Source organism: Lachnoclostridium edouardi (assembly GCF_900240245.1).
Taxonomy (GTDB): Bacteria; Bacillota; Clostridia; order Lachnospirales; family Lachnospiraceae; genus Lachnoclostridium_A; species Lachnoclostridium_A edouardi.
This window is the reverse complement of sequence record NZ_OESQ01000001.1, coordinates 1,190,158-1,209,833: the sequence shown is the minus strand read 5'-3', so window position 1 is coordinate 1,209,833 and position 19,676 is coordinate 1,190,158. Positions and strand designations below refer to the sequence as shown.

The 19,676-nt window shown below is 42.5% G+C and carries 14 protein-coding genes and 1 pseudogene; 14 read left to right on the top strand and 1 reads right to left on the bottom strand.

Annotated elements, in window-relative coordinates; translation table 11 throughout:
• Window positions 1-11 precede the first annotated feature (11 nt).
• The gene (gene nhaC / locus C1A07_RS05645; RefSeq protein WP_101876247.1) at window positions 12-1,481 is read left to right on the top strand and encodes a Na+/H+ antiporter NhaC; all 1,470 of its coding nucleotides are present in this window, start codon (window positions 12-14) and stop codon (window positions 1,479-1,481) included.
• 95 nt (window positions 1,482-1,576) lie between these two features.
• Here nhaC and C1A07_RS05640 read toward each other — a convergent pair whose 3' ends face one another.
• Window positions 1,577-2,629 carry a FadR/GntR family transcriptional regulator gene (locus tag C1A07_RS05640; protein ID WP_101876246.1) on the bottom strand — a complete coding sequence of 351 codons (1,053 nt, stop codon included), beginning with the start codon at window positions 2,627-2,629 and terminating at the stop codon, window positions 1,577-1,579.
• Window positions 2,630-2,880: 251 nt separating this feature from the next.
• Between C1A07_RS05640 and C1A07_RS05635 the strand changes: the two genes are divergently transcribed.
• From C1A07_RS05635 to C1A07_RS05575, 13 genes and pseudogenes are all read left to right on the top strand, one after another.
• Window positions 2,881-3,252, top strand: coding sequence for a cupin domain-containing protein (locus C1A07_RS05635; RefSeq protein WP_101876245.1), 372 nt, complete (start codon window positions 2,881-2,883; stop codon window positions 3,250-3,252).
• A gap of 71 nt (window positions 3,253-3,323) precedes the next feature.
• On the top strand, window positions 3,324-4,091 hold the full coding sequence (allE, locus tag C1A07_RS05630; protein WP_101876244.1) for a (S)-ureidoglycine aminohydrolase: 768 nt from the start codon (window positions 3,324-3,326) through the stop codon (window positions 4,089-4,091).
• Between the two features lie 163 nt (window positions 4,092-4,254).
• Window positions 4,255-4,698: a hypothetical protein gene (locus C1A07_RS05625; RefSeq protein ID WP_101876243.1), complete on the top strand. Its 444-nt coding sequence runs from the start codon at window positions 4,255-4,257 to the stop codon at window positions 4,696-4,698.
• 232 nt (window positions 4,699-4,930) lie between these two features.
• Entirely contained in the window at window positions 4,931-7,783 is a 2,853-nt protein-coding gene (uvrA, locus tag C1A07_RS05620) for an excinuclease ABC subunit UvrA (protein WP_101876242.1), read from the top strand.
• 283 nt (window positions 7,784-8,066) lie between these two features.
• A complete protein-coding gene (guaA, locus tag C1A07_RS05615; RefSeq protein WP_101876241.1) occupies window positions 8,067-9,608 on the top strand; it encodes a glutamine-hydrolyzing GMP synthase in 1,542 nt (513 codons plus the stop codon).
• Window positions 9,609-9,858: 250 nt separating this feature from the next.
• Window positions 9,859-10,197: pseudogene (locus C1A07_RS05610) on the top strand (YjdF family protein); the annotation flags it as partial.
• 36 nt (window positions 10,198-10,233) lie between these two features.
• The gene (locus C1A07_RS05605; RefSeq protein ID WP_101876239.1) at window positions 10,234-10,482 is read left to right on the top strand and encodes a DUF3781 domain-containing protein; all 249 of its coding nucleotides are present in this window, start codon (window positions 10,234-10,236) and stop codon (window positions 10,480-10,482) included.
• A 279-nt stretch (window positions 10,483-10,761) separates the two neighbouring features.
• On the top strand, window positions 10,762-12,099 hold the full coding sequence (locus C1A07_RS05600; RefSeq protein WP_101876238.1) for an MATE family efflux transporter: 1,338 nt from the start codon (window positions 10,762-10,764) through the stop codon (window positions 12,097-12,099).
• A 250-nt stretch (window positions 12,100-12,349) separates the two neighbouring features.
• Window positions 12,350-13,924, top strand: a complete 1,575-nt coding sequence (locus C1A07_RS05595) for a BCCT family transporter (protein ID WP_101876237.1) — start codon at window positions 12,350-12,352, stop codon at window positions 13,922-13,924.
• A 114-nt stretch (window positions 13,925-14,038) separates the two neighbouring features.
• Window positions 14,039-15,400, top strand: coding sequence for an FAD-dependent oxidoreductase (locus C1A07_RS05590; RefSeq protein WP_101876236.1), 1,362 nt, complete (start codon window positions 14,039-14,041; stop codon window positions 15,398-15,400).
• Window positions 15,401-15,437: 37 nt separating this feature from the next.
• Window positions 15,438-16,958: a glycerol kinase GlpK gene (glpK, locus tag C1A07_RS05585; protein ID WP_101876235.1), complete on the top strand. Its 1,521-nt coding sequence runs from the start codon at window positions 15,438-15,440 to the stop codon at window positions 16,956-16,958.
• A gap of 1 nt (window position 16,959) precedes the next feature.
• Window positions 16,960-18,396 (top strand): NAD(P)/FAD-dependent oxidoreductase, encoded by a 1,437-nt coding sequence (locus tag C1A07_RS05580; RefSeq protein WP_101876234.1) that lies wholly within the window; start codon window positions 16,960-16,962, stop codon window positions 18,394-18,396.
• A gap of 11 nt (window positions 18,397-18,407) precedes the next feature.
• The gene (locus C1A07_RS05575; protein WP_101876233.1) at window positions 18,408-19,676 is read left to right on the top strand and encodes an NAD(P)/FAD-dependent oxidoreductase; all 1,269 of its coding nucleotides are present in this window, start codon (window positions 18,408-18,410) and stop codon (window positions 19,674-19,676) included.

Genomic DNA, 19,676 nt, shown 5'->3' with positions numbered 1-19,676 from the left:
GGAGGGGAAACATGTCTGAAGAGAAGAAGAAAAGAGAAGTGAGGAAGCCTACTTTTGGAGAGTCCATTATACCAATATTATTTATGGCTGTTGTGCTGGCTATAGGAAAAGGACTTTTACAATGGCCTACAGAAGTCTGTTTGCTGCTTTCAGCCGCTTTTGCCGGCATAATTGCAGTGGTGCGCTTAGGATATAATTGGGAGATGCTGGAGAAATGTATTGTAGATAAGATTGCAGCAGTAATGCCTCCTGTACTGATAGTTATTTTTGTAGGATTTATGATTGCAACATGGTGCTTTGCCGGCACGCTGCCTATGCTGGTTTACTACGGCATGATGTTTATTAGTCCTCAATTTATTTTGTTTATTGCCTTTGTAGCTACGGCGATTTTGTCATATGTGTCGGGAGCTTCCTGGGGAGCGGCAGCTTCCATTGGCGTGGCTCTCATGGGAGTGGGCGCAGGACTAGATGTGCCCCCGGCAATGACGGCTGCGGCTGTTGTAACAGGAGCTTATTTTGGCGATAAACTTTCACCTCTTTCAGATACAACGAATCTGGCTGCCGCAGTTACAAGAGTTCCTTTATATGACCATATAAAATATATGCTGTGGACTACAGTTCCGTCTACGGTTATCACATTGATTTTCTTACTGTTCTTAGGATTTAATTTAGACACAACAGGAGAAATTTCATCAGAAAGTATGGTTATGCTGTCACAGCTGGATGAATTATTTAGATTTGGAATCCTTCCTTTAATTCCTATGGCAGTGATTTTATTAGCCATCTTTTTAAGACAGCCTACAGTGCCTGCAATGCTTATCAGCTCAGTAGCAGCTCTTTTAATCGGAACATTTTACCAGGGACTGGATTTCCAGCAGGGGCTTCAGTCTACTATGACAGGATTTAATGTATCTATGCTGAGGACAGATACAGAGGCTTTACTGCCAAACGTAACAGAACTTCTCAACAGAGGCGGCCTGTCTAATAACGGAAGCTTTTTGGCATTTATTTTCTGTGCAATGGGATTTGCAGGAATTGTTACTGGCACAGGTATGATGGACGCGGCCATGGGACAGCTTACCAACAGAATCAAAAGCTGCGGCATGGCGGTGCTGTTAGCGGAAATCGAGTGTATTATTATCAACCTTCTCACTGGCTCCGACGGATTAAACAAAATTATTACTACAGAATTAATGATGAAAAAGTTTTTAGAACTGCGGGTTCACCCTATTGTACTTTGCCGTTCCCTGGAGGATTCAGGAACCATGACAGGACCGATTATCCCCTGGTCGGCTGCAGGTCTTTACATGGCCACCACATTAGGGGTTCCCACAACAGAGTATCTTCCGTATTGTGTTCTGTGCTTCTGCTCTTTATTATTCGGGGTTCTGTATGCATTTACAGGATTTAAGATTGTGAGAATTACAGATGAAGAGGCGCATATTATGGCTGCGGAAAGAGGAATTGTATTAGATAATTAAGATTATTAAAAATGTTATAAAAAGTTGGAAAAGGTCTTACAGAAAATGTGGACCTGATCCAACTTTTTGATTTTTAAATATTCAGGGCGAGCTCCTTAAAGGTGATACCTTCTGGCAGAGCTTTCCAGATGGCGGCGCATAATAGCGTTAGAATTAACAGAATCATGTGCTACAATACTTTCATATATAGCAGTGTGCTCCCTGTCAATAGCGATTAAATCCTCAATCGTCACCATACCGCTTTTGCTGATATGGGTAATCAGCTTTCTGGATGTAAGCAGTAAATTGTAAATAATAGGATTGTGGGAACACTTGGCGATGGCTAAATGGAAATCAATATCGTATTCCAAAAACTGCTGAAAATTACTGGCTGAAAACGCGTCCTTGGCAGCGTTGAAAATCTTTGTCAGGTTTTCAATATCTGCCTCAGTGGCATAAGTGGCCGCCAGACGGGAGGAAGCATCCTCAAGCATTTCACGGACAGTTAAAATATGCTCCAGATTATGTTCTCCCAGAAGGAAGGTCCAAGAGAGAGGCGCTGTTAGAAAACTGGAACTGGAAGAGGAGACAAAGGTGCCCTGGCCTGGAAGAATGCGCACCAGTCCTAAAACAGATAAAACCTTCAGAGCTTCACGGATCGCAGTTCTGCCTACGCCAAACATAACTGCCAGATTCCGGTCTGAAGGAAGTTTATCCCCTGGTTTTAAACTTCCTGCAATTAGAGAATCAGTTAAATAATCGCACATAACATGTACAAGAGTCTCTACATAACTGGTCTTCTGCACCATGTGAGCCAGGTCTGTAATATTTGTAGATGAATTGCCGCTATTTAACTGAGTTTCTATAAATAGCTCAATATTTTTTGCAAATGCGTCTGGGGACAGCTGAAAAATATTGGCATCTACAGACAGCTTGTCTGCAATAATACGGGAATATTGCAAAGCATCCTTACCGCCCTTAGTTTCAATATTAGACAGCTTGGAAATGCTTAATAATGGTTTGCCGCTTTCGGAAGAAAGATATTTTGCAATGAATTCTCCCTGGGAAAGCATAAGGCGCCGTCTTAAAAGAAGGAGGTTTTCATGTATGCAGGAAGGATCGAGAATATTTTCCGATGCAGCATTTTGATATTCAGTCATTTTCTCCATGAGTATTATCCTTTCTGACTAAAAAAGTGGTCGAATGATTTTTTAATACCTTGATTATACAATAAATGTTAGAAAAAAGCTATTGTAAATTGAAAAAAATGTGATATAATGAATAGTAAAAAGAGGCCGACCACGCGAACGGATTTTTTATAGTTGTGAAATGTGTCGGCTTTTTGAACAAATAGCTTAGTCTATTTGGGAAATAGTCGGTAAATTTTTAAAAAATAAAAATGACAAGGAGAACGGGAAGTATGATTAAGAGAGCCAACGAAATGAGCGTAACACTGGAGCCACATTTAAAAGGAGGCGACGGTACAACCAGAGTGGTAAACATTCTGGAGCCAAATGAGATGCACGGAACAGGAAGACTGTTTGGCATCAGCATCATCCCTGTAGGCGGTTCTATTGGACAGCATACACATGCAGGGGATTTCGAGACATATTATATTTTAAAAGGAAAAGCTGAAGTTAATGACAATGGCAATATTCAGGAATTGGGCCCTGGCGATATGACACACTGCAAGGACGGAGATTTCCACTCTATCAGAAATATTGGAGATATTGATCTGGAGTATGTGGCAGTAATTCTTTACAGCGAGACAAAGAAAGAAGAGGCCAACTAGTCATTTTTACATAAGTTTTGGAGTAAAGATGATTTTAGATAAAACTTTAAAGAAAAGGAAGGTAGAAAATCATGGGATATCCAAGTGACATTTTATCAACAAGAGCTATTATTAAACCAGGTAAGTTCGTAGTAATTCCTCCAGAGGGATTAGTAAATAATGTAATTCCAGGAATTGAGGGATGTAAAGTAAGTATTATCGCTTCTCCAAAGTACGGCGCAAGCTTTGTACAGTATTTAGTTGTAGCAGAGCCAAACGGCGGCACAACAAAGAAATTCGGCACAGAAGCTAACATTGAAACATTTATGTTTATTGCAGAGGGACATGGAAGCTTTACAGTAGACGGAAAAGAATATGACGCTCCACAGGGCGCTTATATTTACGCTCCTGCAGGTGTTGGTCTGGAATTTAAGAATACAGGTTCTGAGCCAATGAAGGCAGTTCTGTACAAACAGGTTTACATTCCGGCAGAAGGCGTTGGCGAGCCATACGTTTACTTTGGAAATGTAAATGAAATTGAGTATGCATACTATGACAACATGGAAAATGTATTTATTAAGGATCTGCTTCCAGTAGATAAGGCATTTGACATGAACATGCACATTCTTTCCTTTGCTCCAGGCGGATGCCATCCATTTGTTGAGACTCACGTTCAGGAACATGGTATGTACATCCTGGAAGGCGAAGGCGTTTACCTGTTAGATGATGAGTGGAAGATGATCAAGAAAGATGATTTTGTATGGTTTGGAGCTTATTGCCCACAGGCTGCTTACGGCTGCGGCAGAACAAACTTTACATATATTTACTCAAAAGACTGCAACAGAGACGTTGAACTGTAATCTCTGGGAAAATATTTTTATAAGATACGGCATAGTCGGCTTTGGCTATGCCGTTTTTTGCGCCAGCTTTTCTGGCTTATAAAATTGTGATAAAATGGGAAACGAAATGTTAGATTTAAAACTGAATAAAGGCATAAATTGAAATTCTGGAGGTGATCAGCAGGTGGAGGATGAATTTAAGAGACTGGACTGTATATTAAAAAAGCCGTGTTATGTTATTGACTTTTTACCCCAAAGAGTTGAGAAGGCTGCCAACAGGCATTTTTTTGATGTGGAGTATTACTTGCTTAATAGCCAAAAACGCTTTGAAATGAAAAATAAATATGTCAATATTATATTAAAAATGATGTGTTATTACCATGCCTCTATTTTGTGGAATGGGTGGAACCACAATCCCAAGCCTGAGGATATCAATAACGCTGTCAGTGAGATTATGGAAAACCACTCCGGCACCTTAAACATATTGTTTTCAGAGGAAGACGTGTTGCTGGTTTTTGAATGGGATTGTCTGAACCTGACTGTTTATAATCTGTCGGAAAATATGAAAGAGATCACAGAGAAAATAGCTCTGTCCGAGGGATTTTTTTGCTGGAAGGGTACAAATTAAGGAAGTCAAATAAATATGTAAGATCATTCATTATTTGGACATAATATAGGGATGATTTTATTAGAGAAAATAATCGAACAAATGTTTGAAAAGTAAAAGGAACTGTGATATAATGTGAATACTTAAAATTCTGCAGGTTTTGGCAGGTATATTGGCTGCAGACTTTTGGAATACCAATTAGCCGGCAGGCAATACAGCCGGAAAATGTTAAGCAGATTGAAAGGAATTTACAATGGCTAAGCAATATATAAAAATACGTGGTGCCAATGAGCACAACTTGAAAAATGTTTCAGTAGATATTCCCAGAAACCAGCTGGTTGTATTAACCGGCCTCAGCGGCTCGGGCAAGTCTTCTCTGGCTTTTGACACTATTTATGCAGAGGGGCAGCGCAGATATATGGAATCCCTGTCCTCCTACGCCCGCCAGTTTTTAGGGCAGATGGAAAAGCCGGATGTGGAAAACATAGAAGGTCTTTCTCCCGCTATTTCTATTGACCAGAAGTCGACTAACAGAAATCCCAGATCTACAGTAGGAACAGTTACAGAGATTTACGATTATATGAGACTGCTTTATGCCAGGATCGGGATTCCCCACTGTCCAAAGTGCGGCAGAGCAATTAAAAAGCAGACTGTGGACCAGATGGTAGATCAGATTATGGAGATGCCGGAGCGGACAAAGATTCAGCTGTTGGCGCCTGTAGTGCGGGGCAGAAAGGGAGAGCATGTAAAGGTTTTGGAAAATGCCAGAAGAAGCGGCTATGTGCGTGTGAGAATCGACGGCAATTTATATGAGCTTTCTGAGGAAATTAAGCTGGATAAAAATATTAAGCATAATATAGAAATAGTGGTGGACCGTTTGATTGTGAAGGACGGAATACAAAAAAGGTTGACTGACTCTATTGAGACTGTAATGAATTTATCCAGCGGACTGATGATGGTGGATGTTTCAGATGGGGAGACTATTAATTTCAGCCAGAATTTTGCCTGCCCGGATTGCGGTATCAGTGTGGACGAGGTGGAGCCTAGAAGCTTTTCTTTTAACAATCCGTTTGGAGCCTGCCCCGAGTGTTTCGGTCTGGGATATAAGATGGAATTTGATGAGGATTTGATGATTCCAGATAAAACGTTAAGCATCAATCAGGGGGCAATTACTGTATTAGGCTGGCAGTCATGTACTGATAAGGGAAGCTTTACAAGAGCTATTTTGGACGCTTTGTGCAGAGAATATAATTTTGATTTGGACACGCCTTTTCAGGACTATCCCAAAAAGATTCACGATGTGCTGATTCACGGTACTGACGGAAAGGAATTAAAAGTATATTATAAGGGACAAAGGGGCGAGGGAGTTTACGATGTGGCATTTGAAGGGCTTCTGAAAAATGTGGCCCGCCGGTACAGGGAGACGTTTTCCGAAAACTCTAAAGCAGAATATGAAACATTTATGAGAATTACTCCTTGTCCTGCCTGTGGAGGAAAAAGGCTGAAAAAGGAATCTCTTGCAGTTACTGTAGGAGATAAAAATATTTTTGATGCCACTGATATGTCCATTGTGAAATTCCGTCAGTTTATGGACAATCTGCAGCTGACAGATATGCAGCTGGCTATTGGCGCTCAGATTTTAAAAGAAATCAGAGCCAGAGTCAGTTTTCTTATAGATGTAGGGTTGGATTATTTGTCTCTGTCCAGGGCAACGGGAACGTTGTCTGGCGGGGAGGCTCAGAGAATCCGTCTTGCCACTCAGATCGGCTCTGGCCTTGTAGGGGTAGCTTACATTTTAGACGAGCCAAGTATTGGACTTCATCAGAGAGACAATGATAAGCTTTTAAAAACTTTGCTTCATTTAAGGGATTTAGGAAACAGCGTGCTTGTAGTTGAGCATGACGAGGACACTATGATGGCCGCCGACTGTATTGTGGATATCGGACCTGGAGCAGGCGAACATGGTGGAAATGTTGTAGCTGTGGGCACTGCTAAGCAGATTATGAAGTGTAAGGATTCTATTACTGGAGCTTATTTAAGCGGCAGGATTCAGATTCCTGTGCCTAAGGAGAGAAGACAGCCATCTGGCTTTATTACAGTGAAGGGGGCTTGTGAAAACAACCTGAAAAATATTGACGTGAAGATTCCTTTAGGGATTATGACCTGCGTCACAGGTGTTTCAGGCTCTGGAAAGTCATCTCTTGTAAATGAAATTCTTTATAAAGCTTTAGCAAAGAAGCTGAACAGGGCCAGAACGATTCCCGGAAAGCATAAGTGTATAGAAGGAGTAGAGCAGCTGGACAAGATTATTGCTATTGATCAGTCTCCTATTGGCCGTACCCCAAGATCTAATCCCGCCACCTATACAGGAGTATTTGATATGATCCGGGATCTGTTTGCTTCCACAACAGATGCCAAGGCCAAAGGATATCAGAAGGGAAGATTCAGTTTTAATGTAAAAGGCGGCCGGTGCGAAGCCTGCAGCGGAGACGGTATTATAAAAATCGAGATGCATTTCCTTCCGGATGTGTATGTGCCATGCGAGGTATGCGGCGGAAAACGATATAACAGGGAAACCCTGGAAGTAAAATATAAGGGAAAAAGTATTTATGACGTGCTGAACATGACTGTGGAGGAAGCTTTAAAGTTCTTTGAGAACGTTCCTTCTATTTACAGAAAGATCGCTACATTAAATGACGTAGGACTTTCTTATATCCGTTTGGGACAGCCTTCCACAGAGCTGTCAGGAGGAGAGGCCCAGAGAATTAAGCTGGCTACGGAGCTGAGCAAAAGAGGTACGGGAAAGACTATTTACATTTTAGACGAGCCTACTACAGGCCTGCATTTTGCAGATGTACACAAGCTGATTGAAATTCTCCGTCGGCTTTCAGACGGGGGCAATACAGTTGTAGTAATTGAACACAATTTAGATGTAATTAAAACAGCAGATTATATTATAGATATTGGTCCTGAAGGAGGAGATAAAGGGGGAACTGTAATTGCCCAGGGAACTCCTGAGGAAGTATCGGAAAGCCCGGTTTCTTATACCGGCAGGTATATTAAAAAATATCTTCAGGATAAGGAAAAACTGAAAACCGAGGATTAATTTCAGCAGGAGATTATGACAGTAAAAATCATATCCGCTCTCTGATCTTTGTGAAAAACAGGGAATCAGAAAAATTAGAACAGGAAATCCTTGTCATTCTGAAAATCCTATTTTATAATGGGAAAGCAGGTTTTTGCCGGGGTGATTTTTGTACGTCAATGAAAGATCAGCCGGAGTATGGGAAGATAATATGGCCTAAGGATCAGACATATTGTTCTGGTGGTTGATTTTTTACCGGCAAAAGCGAAACAGACATAAGAGTATGAGACAAAGGAGGCTTCCCATGAAGCGAGAGATGATTATTGTACTGGACTTTGGTGGTCAGTACAATCAGTTAATTGCCAGACGTGTGAGAGAGTGCAATGTTTACTGTGAAGTACATCCTTACAATATAGGATTGGATAAAATTAAGGAGATGGAGCCTAAGGGTATTATTTTTACCGGAGGCCCAAACAGCGTTTATGGGGAAGATTCTCCAAGATGTTCAAAGGAAATATTTGATTTAGGGATTCCAGTATTGGGAATCTGTTACGGTTCACAGCTGATGAGTTATCTTTTAGGGGGAACAGTAAAAACTGCCCCTGTAAGTGAATTTGGCCATACAGAGGTACAGGTAGAGCCTTCTGCAAAGCTTTTCCAGGAGGTTTCCCCGGAAACTGTGTGCTGGATGAGCCACACAGATTACATTGAGACAGTTCCGGAAGGTTTCCGCATTACAGGCCATACCTTAGTTTGCCCTGTAGCAGCTATGGAATGTGAAGCAAGAAATTTATATGCCGTTCAGTTCCACCCGGAGGTAGCCCATACAAAAGAAGGCATGAAAATGCTGTCTAATTTTGTCTATAATGTGTGCGGCTGCGTCGGCGATTGGAAGATGGATTCTTTTGTAGAATCTTCTATTAAAGAAATACGGGAAAAAGTCGGAACAGGTCGTGTGCTCTGCGCCCTTTCAGGCGGAGTGGATTCTTCAGTGGCAGCAGTGCTGCTTTCTAAAGCAGTGGGCAAGCAGCTGACATGTGTATTTGTAGATCATGGCCTGCTGAGAAAAAATGAAGGCGACGAGGTGGAAGCTGTATTTGGCCCAGAAGGCCATTATGATTTAAACTTTATCCGCGTCAATGCCCAGGACCGTTTTTATGCCAAGCTGGCTGGAGTAGAAGAACCGGAGGCAAAGCGCAAAATTATTGGAGAAGAGTTTATTCGTGTATTTGAGGAGGAAGCAAAGAAAATTGGCTCTGTAGACTTCCTGGTTCAGGGAACGATTTACCCAGATGTTATTGAATCAGGTCTGGGCAAATCTGCAGTTATTAAATCCCACCACAATGTAGGAGGACTTCCTGACTGCGTAGATTTTAAAGAAATTATTGAGCCTTTGCGCCTGCTGTTTAAGGACGAGGTGCGCAGGGCAGGACTGGAGCTGGGAATACCAGAATACCTGGTATACAGACAGCCTTTCCCAGGCCCAGGCTTAGGCGTGCGTATTATCGGTGAAGTCACCGCAGAAAAAGTAAAAATCGTCCAGGAAGCAGATGCAATTTACCGGGAAGAAATCGTCAAGGCAGGAGTTGACAAAAGCTTAGGCCAGTACTTTGCAGCGTTAACTAACATGCGTTCCGTCGGCTGCATGGGAGACGGCCGCACCTACGATTATGCCATCGCTCTTCGCGCAGTGCTGACCTCTGACTTTATGACCGCCGAGTCAGCAGAACTGCCGTGGGAGGTCTTAGGCAAAGTAACGAACAGAATCGTTAATGAAGTAAAGGGAATAAACAGAGTGTTATATGATTGTACAGGGAAGCCCCCTGCGACGATTGAGTTTGAGTAAAATAAAGGTCGTAAAAACCCAATGTTTATGTGAAGCGTAAGTAAATTTACTTAATAATCGGCAACGATTTGGCGACAGTTCAGGTATCACTTATTAGATAATAGAATACTTTAATAGCAAAAAAACTTACTGATTTTCAGAAATGAAGCTGAAAGTCGGTAAGGTTTTTTGTGTTGATAATGAGCTGGGCGAAAGATAGAAAGCGATAGCTTGGCAGATTTCATTTGGCGGATATAGTTTCCAAGCAGATTACAAGTTATCTGTATGCAAGATAACTTTTGGGGCGGAGCCGAAAGACTATGAAGTATATGATTTTGTTCTGAAGAATTTCTGTGATCTGCGATTTGGCCTGGCTGTGGCAGCTGATGTAAAGGAAGCTGCCCGCAATCCGAAACGGGTGCAGCGTGAGGTGCGGAAACAGGTGGAAAATGTTGGCATAAGCACAAGCTCACAGCAGGTTTTAAAATTGCAGCAGGAACAGTTGAAAACTGAACGTAAGGCTGTAAGCCGAGAACAGCGGGAAGCGGAGAAAGAGAGGAAGTTTGAACTGAAACAACAAAAAAGGAAACAGAAGCACAGGGGCAGGTAATCTCCCCTCAACTCTTAAACTGCAAGTAAGCAAAGAATGGAAGATAAAAAAACATTACTGGACAATATTAATAAGCTTCATACAACGGAAATGGGTGTTGACAGAATTAAAAGAAACCTAAAAATAAATACAGTTGATGTGGTTGAATACTGCAAAGATAAGATTTTAGACAGTGATTGCCATATTTATAAACAAGGGAAGAACTGGTATTGTGAGACTGGCAGTGTAAAAATAACGGTCAACTCATATAGCTATACAATTATAACAGCCCACCTGTGTAAATAAAAGCTTGGCAGGCAGCATAAAAAATAGTAACACTCGTGAAGAACCTCGTGAACTATTTTTCATGTATCCCATGTAAGAATCCAAAATACGGATTCTAAGTGCTCATAACAATAAAAAAACAGTTGACTTTTGGAGAGTTACCTGTTATGATACCGACTGCGTAGTCGGAGGGTAAATTGTTCAGAGAGACAATTAGCTGGATAAGGCACAGACTGAAATGTCTGTTTCTTATCTGGCTTTTTTGATTTATAGGTATAGAAATGAAAGGAGGAATGAAAAATGGATTTTCTGAACGGCAGTATTAAACCTATTTATTGCAAATATTTAAAAGCGGCGTTTGGAAGCGCTATGATTACTTCTATTTACTCCATTGTAGATATGGCTATGGTAGGTCAGTACCAGGGCCCTAATGGAACGGCGGCTTTGGCTGTGGTTGCTCCAGTGTGGAACATTATTTACAGCCTGGGACTTTTAATGGGGATTGGAGGTTCCGTTATTTTCAGCACAAAGCGAGGGGGAATTAGGGGACAGGGAGATGAGAACCAGTATTTTACTGCTGCGCTGATTGGTTCAATTATTTTATCAGTGATAGCCTGGGCGGCAGTGCTGCTTTTTCAGGAGCCGATTTTAATGTTTTTTGGAGCTGACAGTACATTATTGCCTTTGGCGCAAGAATATATGTATCCTATTAAATTTGTATTTCCACTGTTTTTGTTTAATCAAATGCTGGCAGCATTTTTAAGAAATGACAAAAACCCGGAGTTAGCTACCATTGGCGTGTTAGGCGGCGGCATTTTTAATATTTTCGGCGATTATATATTTGTATTTACATTTAATATGGGAATTTTCGGCGCCGGTTTGGCCACGGCCATAGGTTCAGCCATTTCCTTTCTTATTATGATTACTCACTTTTTCAGCCGTAAAAATTCTTTGGCTTTAGTAAAGCCGGAAAATATAGTGAAAAAGCTGCAGGAGATTTCTGTTACCGGTTTTTCCACATTTTTTATAGATGTGGCTATGGGGATTTTAACTGTGCTTTTTAACAGGCAGATTATGAAATATCTGGGAACAGATGCGCTGGCTATTTACGGCCCCATTATTAATATAAGCACTTTTGTACAGTGCTGCGCCTACAGTGTAGGCCAGGCGTCCCAGCCGATTGTCTCCACCAATTACGGAGCCGGCCAGGGAATGAGGATCAAGGAAACGTTAAAATACGCTTTATACACAACCACATTTTTCGGTGTGTTTTGGGTGGCGTTAAGCTTTATATATCCAAACCTGTATATCAGAATTTTTATGAGCCCTACAGAAAAAATATTGGAAATAGCTCCTGGAATTATCCGATGTTATGCCTCCTCCTTCCTTATACTGCCTTTAAATATTTTCTCCGCCTATTATTTTCAGGCGATTTTAAAGCCAAAGGCAGCGTTTATTGTGTCTGTATTTAGAGGGCTTGTTATAAGCGGTATTTTAATTATGATTCTTCCGGTAATAGCGGGAGCAAACGCTCTTTGGCTGGCTATGCCTATTACAGAATTACTGGTTATGCTTTACGCAGTTCACAGAATGAGAGAATATACAGGAGAATTAAAAGATGTGAAGGAGATTGCTTGAATTTAGTTAAATTGTATATTTTAAGAAGGAAAAATCATTAAGATTATACAAAAAATCAACAGGTAATTGACAAAAATATTAAAAAAGTGTAAAATGTAAGCATAATGATTGTGAGGAGAAAAAGAGTACGCAACATTCACCCCAGGGAGGATGTTGCATTTTTTTTGCCCTTTCGCAGGATAAGTGGAAAAGGGAAAAATAAAAGGTTCACCTTCACCTCACATAAAAAAGAATAAGGGGGAATTAGAAAGTGAAAAATTTTGGAAAGGGAATTGACAAGACAGTATTCTGGCCGGCAACAATTGTAACACTTTTGTGTGGATTATTGTTTTTTATTTTCCCGGAGAAAAGTAATGAAATTCTGAATCAGGTACATGCCTTTTCTACACATGAATTGGGATGGTTTTTCCTGGTGGTAACTGTAATTTTGCTGGTATTATGTTTATACTTTGCATTTTCACGTATTGGAAACATTGTATTAGGCGATGAAAACGACAAGCCGGCTTATTCCACATTTACATGGCTGGGAATGGTTCTTACGTCAGGTTCAGGCGGAAGCCTTTTATATCTGGCGGCAATTGAATGGATCTGGTTTGTGCAGGACCCTCCATTTGGCTTAGACCCACAAAGTATTGACGCTTACCGCTGGGCTTCTGCATACGGAATGTTCCACTGGGGACCGTCTGCATGGGGCATTTACGTAGCGTGTGCAGTTCCGATTGGATATTTCTATTATGTAAAGAAGAAAAGCAACCTGAAAATGAGCGATTATGCGCGTCCCTGGATTGGCAAAAAAGCAGATGGATTTTGGGGAAATCTTTTGAACTTCCTGTACATATTTAGTTTGTTAGGCGGAGTTCTTACTTCCCTGGCTTTAGGAACACCTCCAATTGCCAGCGGTATTGCTTACATGTTTGGAATGGATTCCAGCAATGTGCTGATTGATATATTGGTAATTGCAGCCTGGACCTTAATTCCTTTGGCAGCTCTTGTTATTGGCTTGCAGAAAGGTGTGTCTAAGCTTAGCGACTGGAACGTAAAAGGATTTATTATTCTGTTAATATTTATTGTATTATTTGGACCTACATGGTTTATTTTTAATCAGTCCACAGACGCTCTTGGCTTAATGCTTCAGAATTACGTTTACATGAGCTTCCAGACTGACGCTATCAGAGACGGCGGCTTCCCTCAGACATGGACAGTATTTTATATGTCCTGGTGGGCAGTATATGCTCTTCCATTTGGTTTGTTTATTGCAAAAATTTCCAGGGGAAGAACAATTCGTCAAATGGTAATCGGAGCATTATCTGCAGGTTCTTTAGGATGTATGATGTTCTATATGGTACTGCCTAATATGGGAATTTATCTTCAGAGAAGCGGAACTGTTGATCTGTTTACATCCCTGGCAGAAAGAGACAGAGGCGGCGTAGTTGTAGATATGTTCAGCAATGTGCCAGGCGGCCCTGTAGTAGTAGTATTCTTTACAGCCCTTGTTTTAATTTCTTATATTACTGGTCACTGTTCAGTAGGATATTCTCTGGCGGCAGCTTCAGAGAAAAAGATGAAGGGCGATCAGGACCCACAGAAGTGGAATATGGCATTCTGGCTGATTTTGGCAGGTATTGTATCTTTAGGATTATATTTGCTGAATCCAAGCGCTCTCCAGCCGCTGCAGACAGTATCCATAGTAACTGGATTCCCAATATGCTTTGCAATTGGAGCCTTGATTATTGCATTCTTTAAACAGTTAAAGAAAGATTTCCCAGACGGTATAGAGCAGGGAAACCGGATTTATGGTACGCCGGAAGAAGAGGAAGAAGAATAATATAGCAGAAACCTGAGAGAGAAGAGCTGGGGGTTACGGGACAATGAGTGATTGAAACGTAGTTTCCAGCTCTTTTTCCATAGTTAGATAAGTGAAAAATAAAAGGAGATTGTGATGAATTATATTAATGAAAAAGAAAAACAGATTCCAGTTCACGCAGAATGCGACGTTTTAGTAGTGGGAAGCGGACCTGCAGGCCTGTCTGCTGCAATTGCCGCTGCAAGAGAAGGCGTGAAAGTAATTTTGTGTGAAAGATTCGGCTGCTTTGGCGGCGTAATCAGCCAGGTAGGAGTGGAAGCTATTGCATGGTACCGCCATGAAGGCACAAATGAGGCCGGAGGGCTTGTGTTTGAGTATGAGGAGCGGGCAAAGGCCATGGGAGGCCAGAAGGAGTGCCAGTCAGAAAGCACAGCATTAGATGCAGATATGTTTAAATATATTGCAGATCAAATGGTAGAGGAAGCCGGAGTGAAGCCGATTCTTCACTGTCTGGCTGTGGAAGCCATTGTGGAAGACGGGGTGATTAAAGGAATTATTACAGAAAGTAAATCCGGCAGACGGGCTATACTGGCTAAAAGAGTAATTGACTGTACAGGCGACGCAGATATTGCGGCCCTGGCAGGAGCCCCATTTTCAAAAGCTCCTAAGGAGCAGCTGATGAATGTAACTACATTATTTAACTGTAAAGGCGTAGATGTAGAGAAGTTTAATGACTGGGTGGAAAATGTGCTGAAGCCAACCTATAAAGACTGGGGAGGCTACTGGTCCATAGAAACCACAGGTAAAGAGGATGATATGTTCAGTCCTTATATTGAAAGGCCTTTTGTGGAGGCAGTAAACGACGGATTGGTGCCAAAGGAAGAGGGAGCCTGCCTGGGAGGAACCTGGAGCAGCATCACAGCAGAAGGGGAGGTTACTCAGCTGAATCTTGTTTTCCTGGGAAATATTGACTGCACAGATGTGGAGGATTTGACAAAAGCAGAGATTCAGGGCAGAAGAAACGCCATGTACTGCCTGGATATTTTAAGGAAAAAGGTGCCTGGATTTGAGAATGCAAAGCTGAGAAACTTTGGAATGACATTAGGCACCAGAGAGTCCAGACAAATTGAGGGACATTATAAATTAGGGAAAAAGGATATTTTTGAACAGGGACGTTTTGAAGATTCTATTGGAATCTTTCCTGAATTTATTGACGGAAGAGGGTATATGTATCTGCCTTTAACAGGAAGATATTATCAGATTCCTTACAGATGTATTCTGCCTCAGAAAATAGACAATCTGCTGGTAGCAGGAAGGTGTATTTCAGGCGAGCCTATTGCCCATACATCCTTTAGAAATATGTCCTGCTGTACAGTTACCGGCCAGGCGGCAGGCGTTGCGGCGGCAGTATCTGTAAAGGATGGGGTTACTACCTCTCAGGTAGATATTAAAAAGGTGCAGCAGCAGCTGGAAAAACAGAATGTAAGAGTATTTTAATACTGGCGCAGCTAATAAAAAGGGGTTATAAACAGTGATGAGAAAATATATGATGGCATTGGACCAGGGGACAACAAGCTCCAGGTGCATCTTATTTGATAAAGAAGGGAATATATGCAGCTCGGCCCAAAAGGAGTTTACTCAGTATTTTCCCCAGCCAGGGTGGGTGGAGCACGACCCTATGGAAATATGGTCTTCCCAGCTGGGAGTAATCATGGAGGCAATGGGGGCTATAGGGGCGCACACAGACGAAATTGCAGCCATTGGAATTACTAATCAGAGAGAGACGACAATTGTGTGGGACAGAATCACAGGAAGGCCTGTGTATAACGCTATTGTATGGCAGTGCAGGAGAACTGCCAATATGATCAGCCGGCTGGAGGAGGATGGATTATCTGAAACAATAAGAAGTAAAACAGGTTTAATACCGGACGCTTATTTTTCCGGCAGCAAGGTGGCCTGGATACTGGAAAATGTGGAAGGCGCCAGGGAAAAGGCAGAAAAAGGCGAGCTGCTGTTTGGAACTGTAGATACATGGCTGATTTGGAATCTTAGCAATAAAGAAAATTTTGTTACAGACATGACAAATGCTTCCCGGACCATGCTGTATGATATTCACAAGCTTTGCTGGGATAAGGAAATCCTGGATTATTTTAAAATTCCGGAAAGTATGCTGCCTCAAGTATTGCCTTCTTCAGGACTGTTTGCCTACGCGTCAGAGGAGGTGCTAGGAGGCCATATCCCGATTATGGGAGTAGCGGGAGATCAGCAGGCCGCTTTATTTGGACAGTGCTGTTTCCAGGCAGGGGATGTAAAAAATACTTACGGAACAGGCTGCTTTACTCTTATGAACACTGGGGAAAAAGCGGTAACGTCTAAAAACGGGCTGCTGACTACCATTGCAGTAGGCATGAAGGACCATGTGGAGTACGCTTTAGAGGGAAGTGTGTTTGTAGCCGGCGCGGCAATCCAGTGGCTGAGAGATGAACTGAGAATGATTAAAAGCGCCGCCCAGACAGAGGAATACTGCAGGGCGGTGGAAGATACGGCGGGGGTTTACGTTGTCCCTGCGTTTGCAGGCTTAGGGGCTCCGTACTGGGAGCAATATGCCAGAGGTACTATTGTAGGGCTTACAAGGGGAACCAGCAAAGAGCACTTTATACGGGCTACAGTAGAATCCCTGGCCTATCAGGTATACGACCTTGTGAAAGCCATGGAGCAGGATTCGGAAATTTGTATGAGAACCTTAAAGGTAGACGGAGGCGCCAGCGCCAACAGCTTTTTGCTCCAATTTCAGGCAGATTTGCTGGAGGCTGAGGTATTAAGGCCGGAATGCATTGAAACTACAGCCTTAGGAGTGGCCTATTTGGCAGGTTTGGCCTGTGGGTACTGGGAAAGCAAGGAAGAGATCTGCAGAAACTGGAAAAAAGCCTGCTCCTTTTCCGGCCAAAAGCAGCCGGAGGAAAGAGATAAGCTGTTAAAGGGCTGGAGACGGGCCGTCCGGTGTACATGGGGCTGGGCTGAGGATTATATGAAGGCTGAAAACAAGGAGAAATAATATGAGCAAATTTGACTATGACGTGGCGGTAATCGGAGGAGGGGCAGTAGGAGCATGTACTGCCAGAGAACTGTCCAGATATGATTTACATATATGCCTTTTAGAAAAGGAGGAGGATGTCTGCTCAGGGACTTCCAAGGCCAACAGCGCCATTGTCCATGCAGGCTATGACGCAGAGAACGGCTCGTTAAAGGCTAAGTTTAATCTGGAAGGCAACAAGATGATGGAAGGGCTTTCTAAGGAATTGGACTTTGAATTTATCCAAAACGGGTCTTTGGTGCTGTGCTTTGCACAGGAAGATATGCCGGCTTTGGAAAAACTGTATGAAAAGGGAATCAATAATGGGGTGGAAGGTCTGGAGCTTTTATCCGGAGACCAGGTCAGGGAGATGGAGCCTAATATTTCACAGCAGGTTTACGCAGGGCTGTACGCCCCTACGGGAGGGATTGTGTGTCCCTTTGGGCTGACAATCGCTATGGCGGAAAACGCCTGTACAAACGGCGTGGAATTTCGTTTTTCAGAGGAAGTGAAAAAAGTAGAAAAAATGGATGAAGGATATGCTCTTTTTACTTCCTCCGGGGAAGTAAAGGCCAGATATGTAGTAAATGCGGCAGGCGTTTATGCAGATGTTTATCACAATATGGTAAGCGGCAGGCAAATTCATATTACGCCTAGAAAGGGAGAGTATTGTTTGTTAGATAAAGAGGGAGGCAAGCTGGTATCTCACACTATTTTTCAGCTTCCGGGAAAGTATGGAAAAGGCGTTTTAGTTTCTCCTACAGTTCACGGCAATTTGTTGTTAGGCCCTACGGCTGTAGATATTAATGATAAGGAGAATACAGCTACCACAGAGCCTGGATTAGCTGATGTAATAGAAAAATCAGGGATCAGTGTAAAAAATATTCCTCTCCGCCAGACGATTACTTCATTTGCAGGTTTAAGAGCCCATGAGGACGGGGACGACTTTATTATTGGAGAACCGGAGGACGCAGAAGGATTTTTCGACGCGGCAGGTATTGAATCTCCAGGGCTTACGGCTGCCCCGGCTATTGGAAAATATTTGGCCCAGGCTATTGCAGAAAAGGCGGGGGCAAAGGAGAAAAAGGAGTTTTGCCAAACCAGAAAAGGGATTCCCAGAGTGGCCTCACTGTCCCACAAAGAAAGGGCCAAATTAATTCAGGAAAATCCTTTATACGGAACCATTATCTGCAGATGTGAGGAGATCAGCGAGGGAGAAATTGTGGACGCCATAAAAAGGCCTTTAGGCGCTAAATCCCTGGACGGAATTAAAAGAAGAGTCAGAGCAGGAATGGGCAGATGTCAGGCCGGATTTTGCACTCCTAAAACAATGGAAATTTTAGAACGGGAAACAGGGATACCAATGGAGAATATTTGTAAAAACAGAGACGGCTCTCAGATGCTGACAGGGCGTAAATAGGGGGAATGACTATGAGGGAACATGACGTAGTAATTATCGGCGGCGGTCCTGCCGGCCTGGCGGCGGCAGCGGCGGCAGCCCGCCGCAAAGGAGCAGAGGATATTCTGATTCTGGAAAGGGACGGGGTTTTGGGAGGCATTTTAAATCAGTGCATTCACAATGGATTTGGCCTTCACACGTTTAAGGAGGAGCTGACAGGACCTGAATACGCCTACCGTTTTATCCAGATGATTGAAAAGGAAAAAATCCCATATCTTCTGAACACTATTGTTATTGAAATTACAAAGAACAGAGAAATTACATATATTAATTCAGAAGAAGGTTTGGTTACTATAAAGGCCAAGGCCATTGTTTTGGCAATGGGCTGCAGAGAGAGGGCCAGAGGAGCTTTAAATATACCAGGCTTTCGTCCGGCCGGAGTTTACTCTGCAGGAACAGCTCAAAGACTTGTAAACATTGAAGGTTTTTCTGTAGGAAAAGAGGTTGTAATATTAGGCTCCGGAGATATTGGCCTTATTATGGCCAGACGTATGACGCTAGAGGGAGCTAAGGTAAAAGCAGTGGCAGAAATTATGCCTTATTCCGGAGGGTTAAAAAGAAATATTGTTCAATGTCTGGACGATTATGGAATTCCCCTGCTTTTAGAGCACACAGTAGTGAAAATTGAAGGAAAACACAGGGTAAGCGGAATTGTTCTGGCTAAGGTGGATAAAAACAGAAAGTCAATACCTGGAACGGAAATCCATTATGACTGCGATACCCTTTTACTGTCTGTAGGCCTTATACCGGAAAATGAGCTTTCCAGATGTGCAGATATTTCATTAAATGCTGTTACCAGCGGTCCTGTAGTAAATCAGCAGTTTGAAACCAGTATTGAAGGCGTGTTTGCATGTGGAAATGTACTTCACGTCCATGATTTAGTAGATTATGTGTCAGAGGAGGCGGCGCTGGCAGGAGAAAATGCGGCTGTATTTGCAAAAGAGGGAAGAAAAGACAGGGCTTTGCCTGAGGTGGAATTAAAAGGGGAAAACGGAGTGCGCTATACAGTGCCTCAGAAATTAAATGTAAAAGAGATGCCGGATGAAATCACTGTCCGCTTCAGGGTAGGGGACGTATATAAAGACAGATATATTTCTGTATACTTTAATGACCAGCGGGTGATTCATCGGAAAAAGAAGGTTCTGGCCCCCGGAGAAATGGAACAGCTGGTTCTGAAGAAAAGCAGTCTGGAGGCATACGGTGATTTGAAGAAAATTGTGGTTTGTACGGAGGTGGATTAG

Bases quoted from the DNA above. Each gene is read 5' to 3' on its own strand.
- C1A07_RS05640 (WP_101876246.1), bottom strand. From the start codon at position 2,629: ATGGAGAAAATGACTGAATATCAAAATGCTGCATCGGAAAATATTCTC.
- nhaC (WP_101876247.1), top strand. From the start codon at position 12: ATGTCTGAAGAGAAGAAGAAAAGAGAAGTGAGGAAGCCTACTTTTGGA.
- C1A07_RS05635 (WP_101876245.1), top strand. From the start codon at position 2,881: ATGATTAAGAGAGCCAACGAAATGAGCGTAACACTGGAGCCACATTTA.
- C1A07_RS05575 (WP_101876233.1), top strand. From the start codon at position 18,408: ATGAGGGAACATGACGTAGTAATTATCGGCGGCGGTCCTGCCGGCCTG.
- C1A07_RS05600 (WP_101876238.1), top strand. From the start codon at position 10,762: ATGGATTTTCTGAACGGCAGTATTAAACCTATTTATTGCAAATATTTA.
- C1A07_RS05605 (WP_101876239.1), top strand. From the start codon at position 10,234: ATGGAAGATAAAAAAACATTACTGGACAATATTAATAAGCTTCATACA.
- allE (WP_101876244.1), top strand. From the start codon at position 3,324: ATGGGATATCCAAGTGACATTTTATCAACAAGAGCTATTATTAAACCA.
- guaA (WP_101876241.1), top strand. From the start codon at position 8,067: ATGAAGCGAGAGATGATTATTGTACTGGACTTTGGTGGTCAGTACAAT.
- glpK (WP_101876235.1), top strand. From the start codon at position 15,438: ATGAGAAAATATATGATGGCATTGGACCAGGGGACAACAAGCTCCAGG.
- C1A07_RS05590 (WP_101876236.1), top strand. From the start codon at position 14,039: ATGAATTATATTAATGAAAAAGAAAAACAGATTCCAGTTCACGCAGAA.
- uvrA (WP_101876242.1), top strand. From the start codon at position 4,931: ATGGCTAAGCAATATATAAAAATACGTGGTGCCAATGAGCACAACTTG.
- C1A07_RS05580 (WP_101876234.1), top strand. From the start codon at position 16,960: ATGAGCAAATTTGACTATGACGTGGCGGTAATCGGAGGAGGGGCAGTA.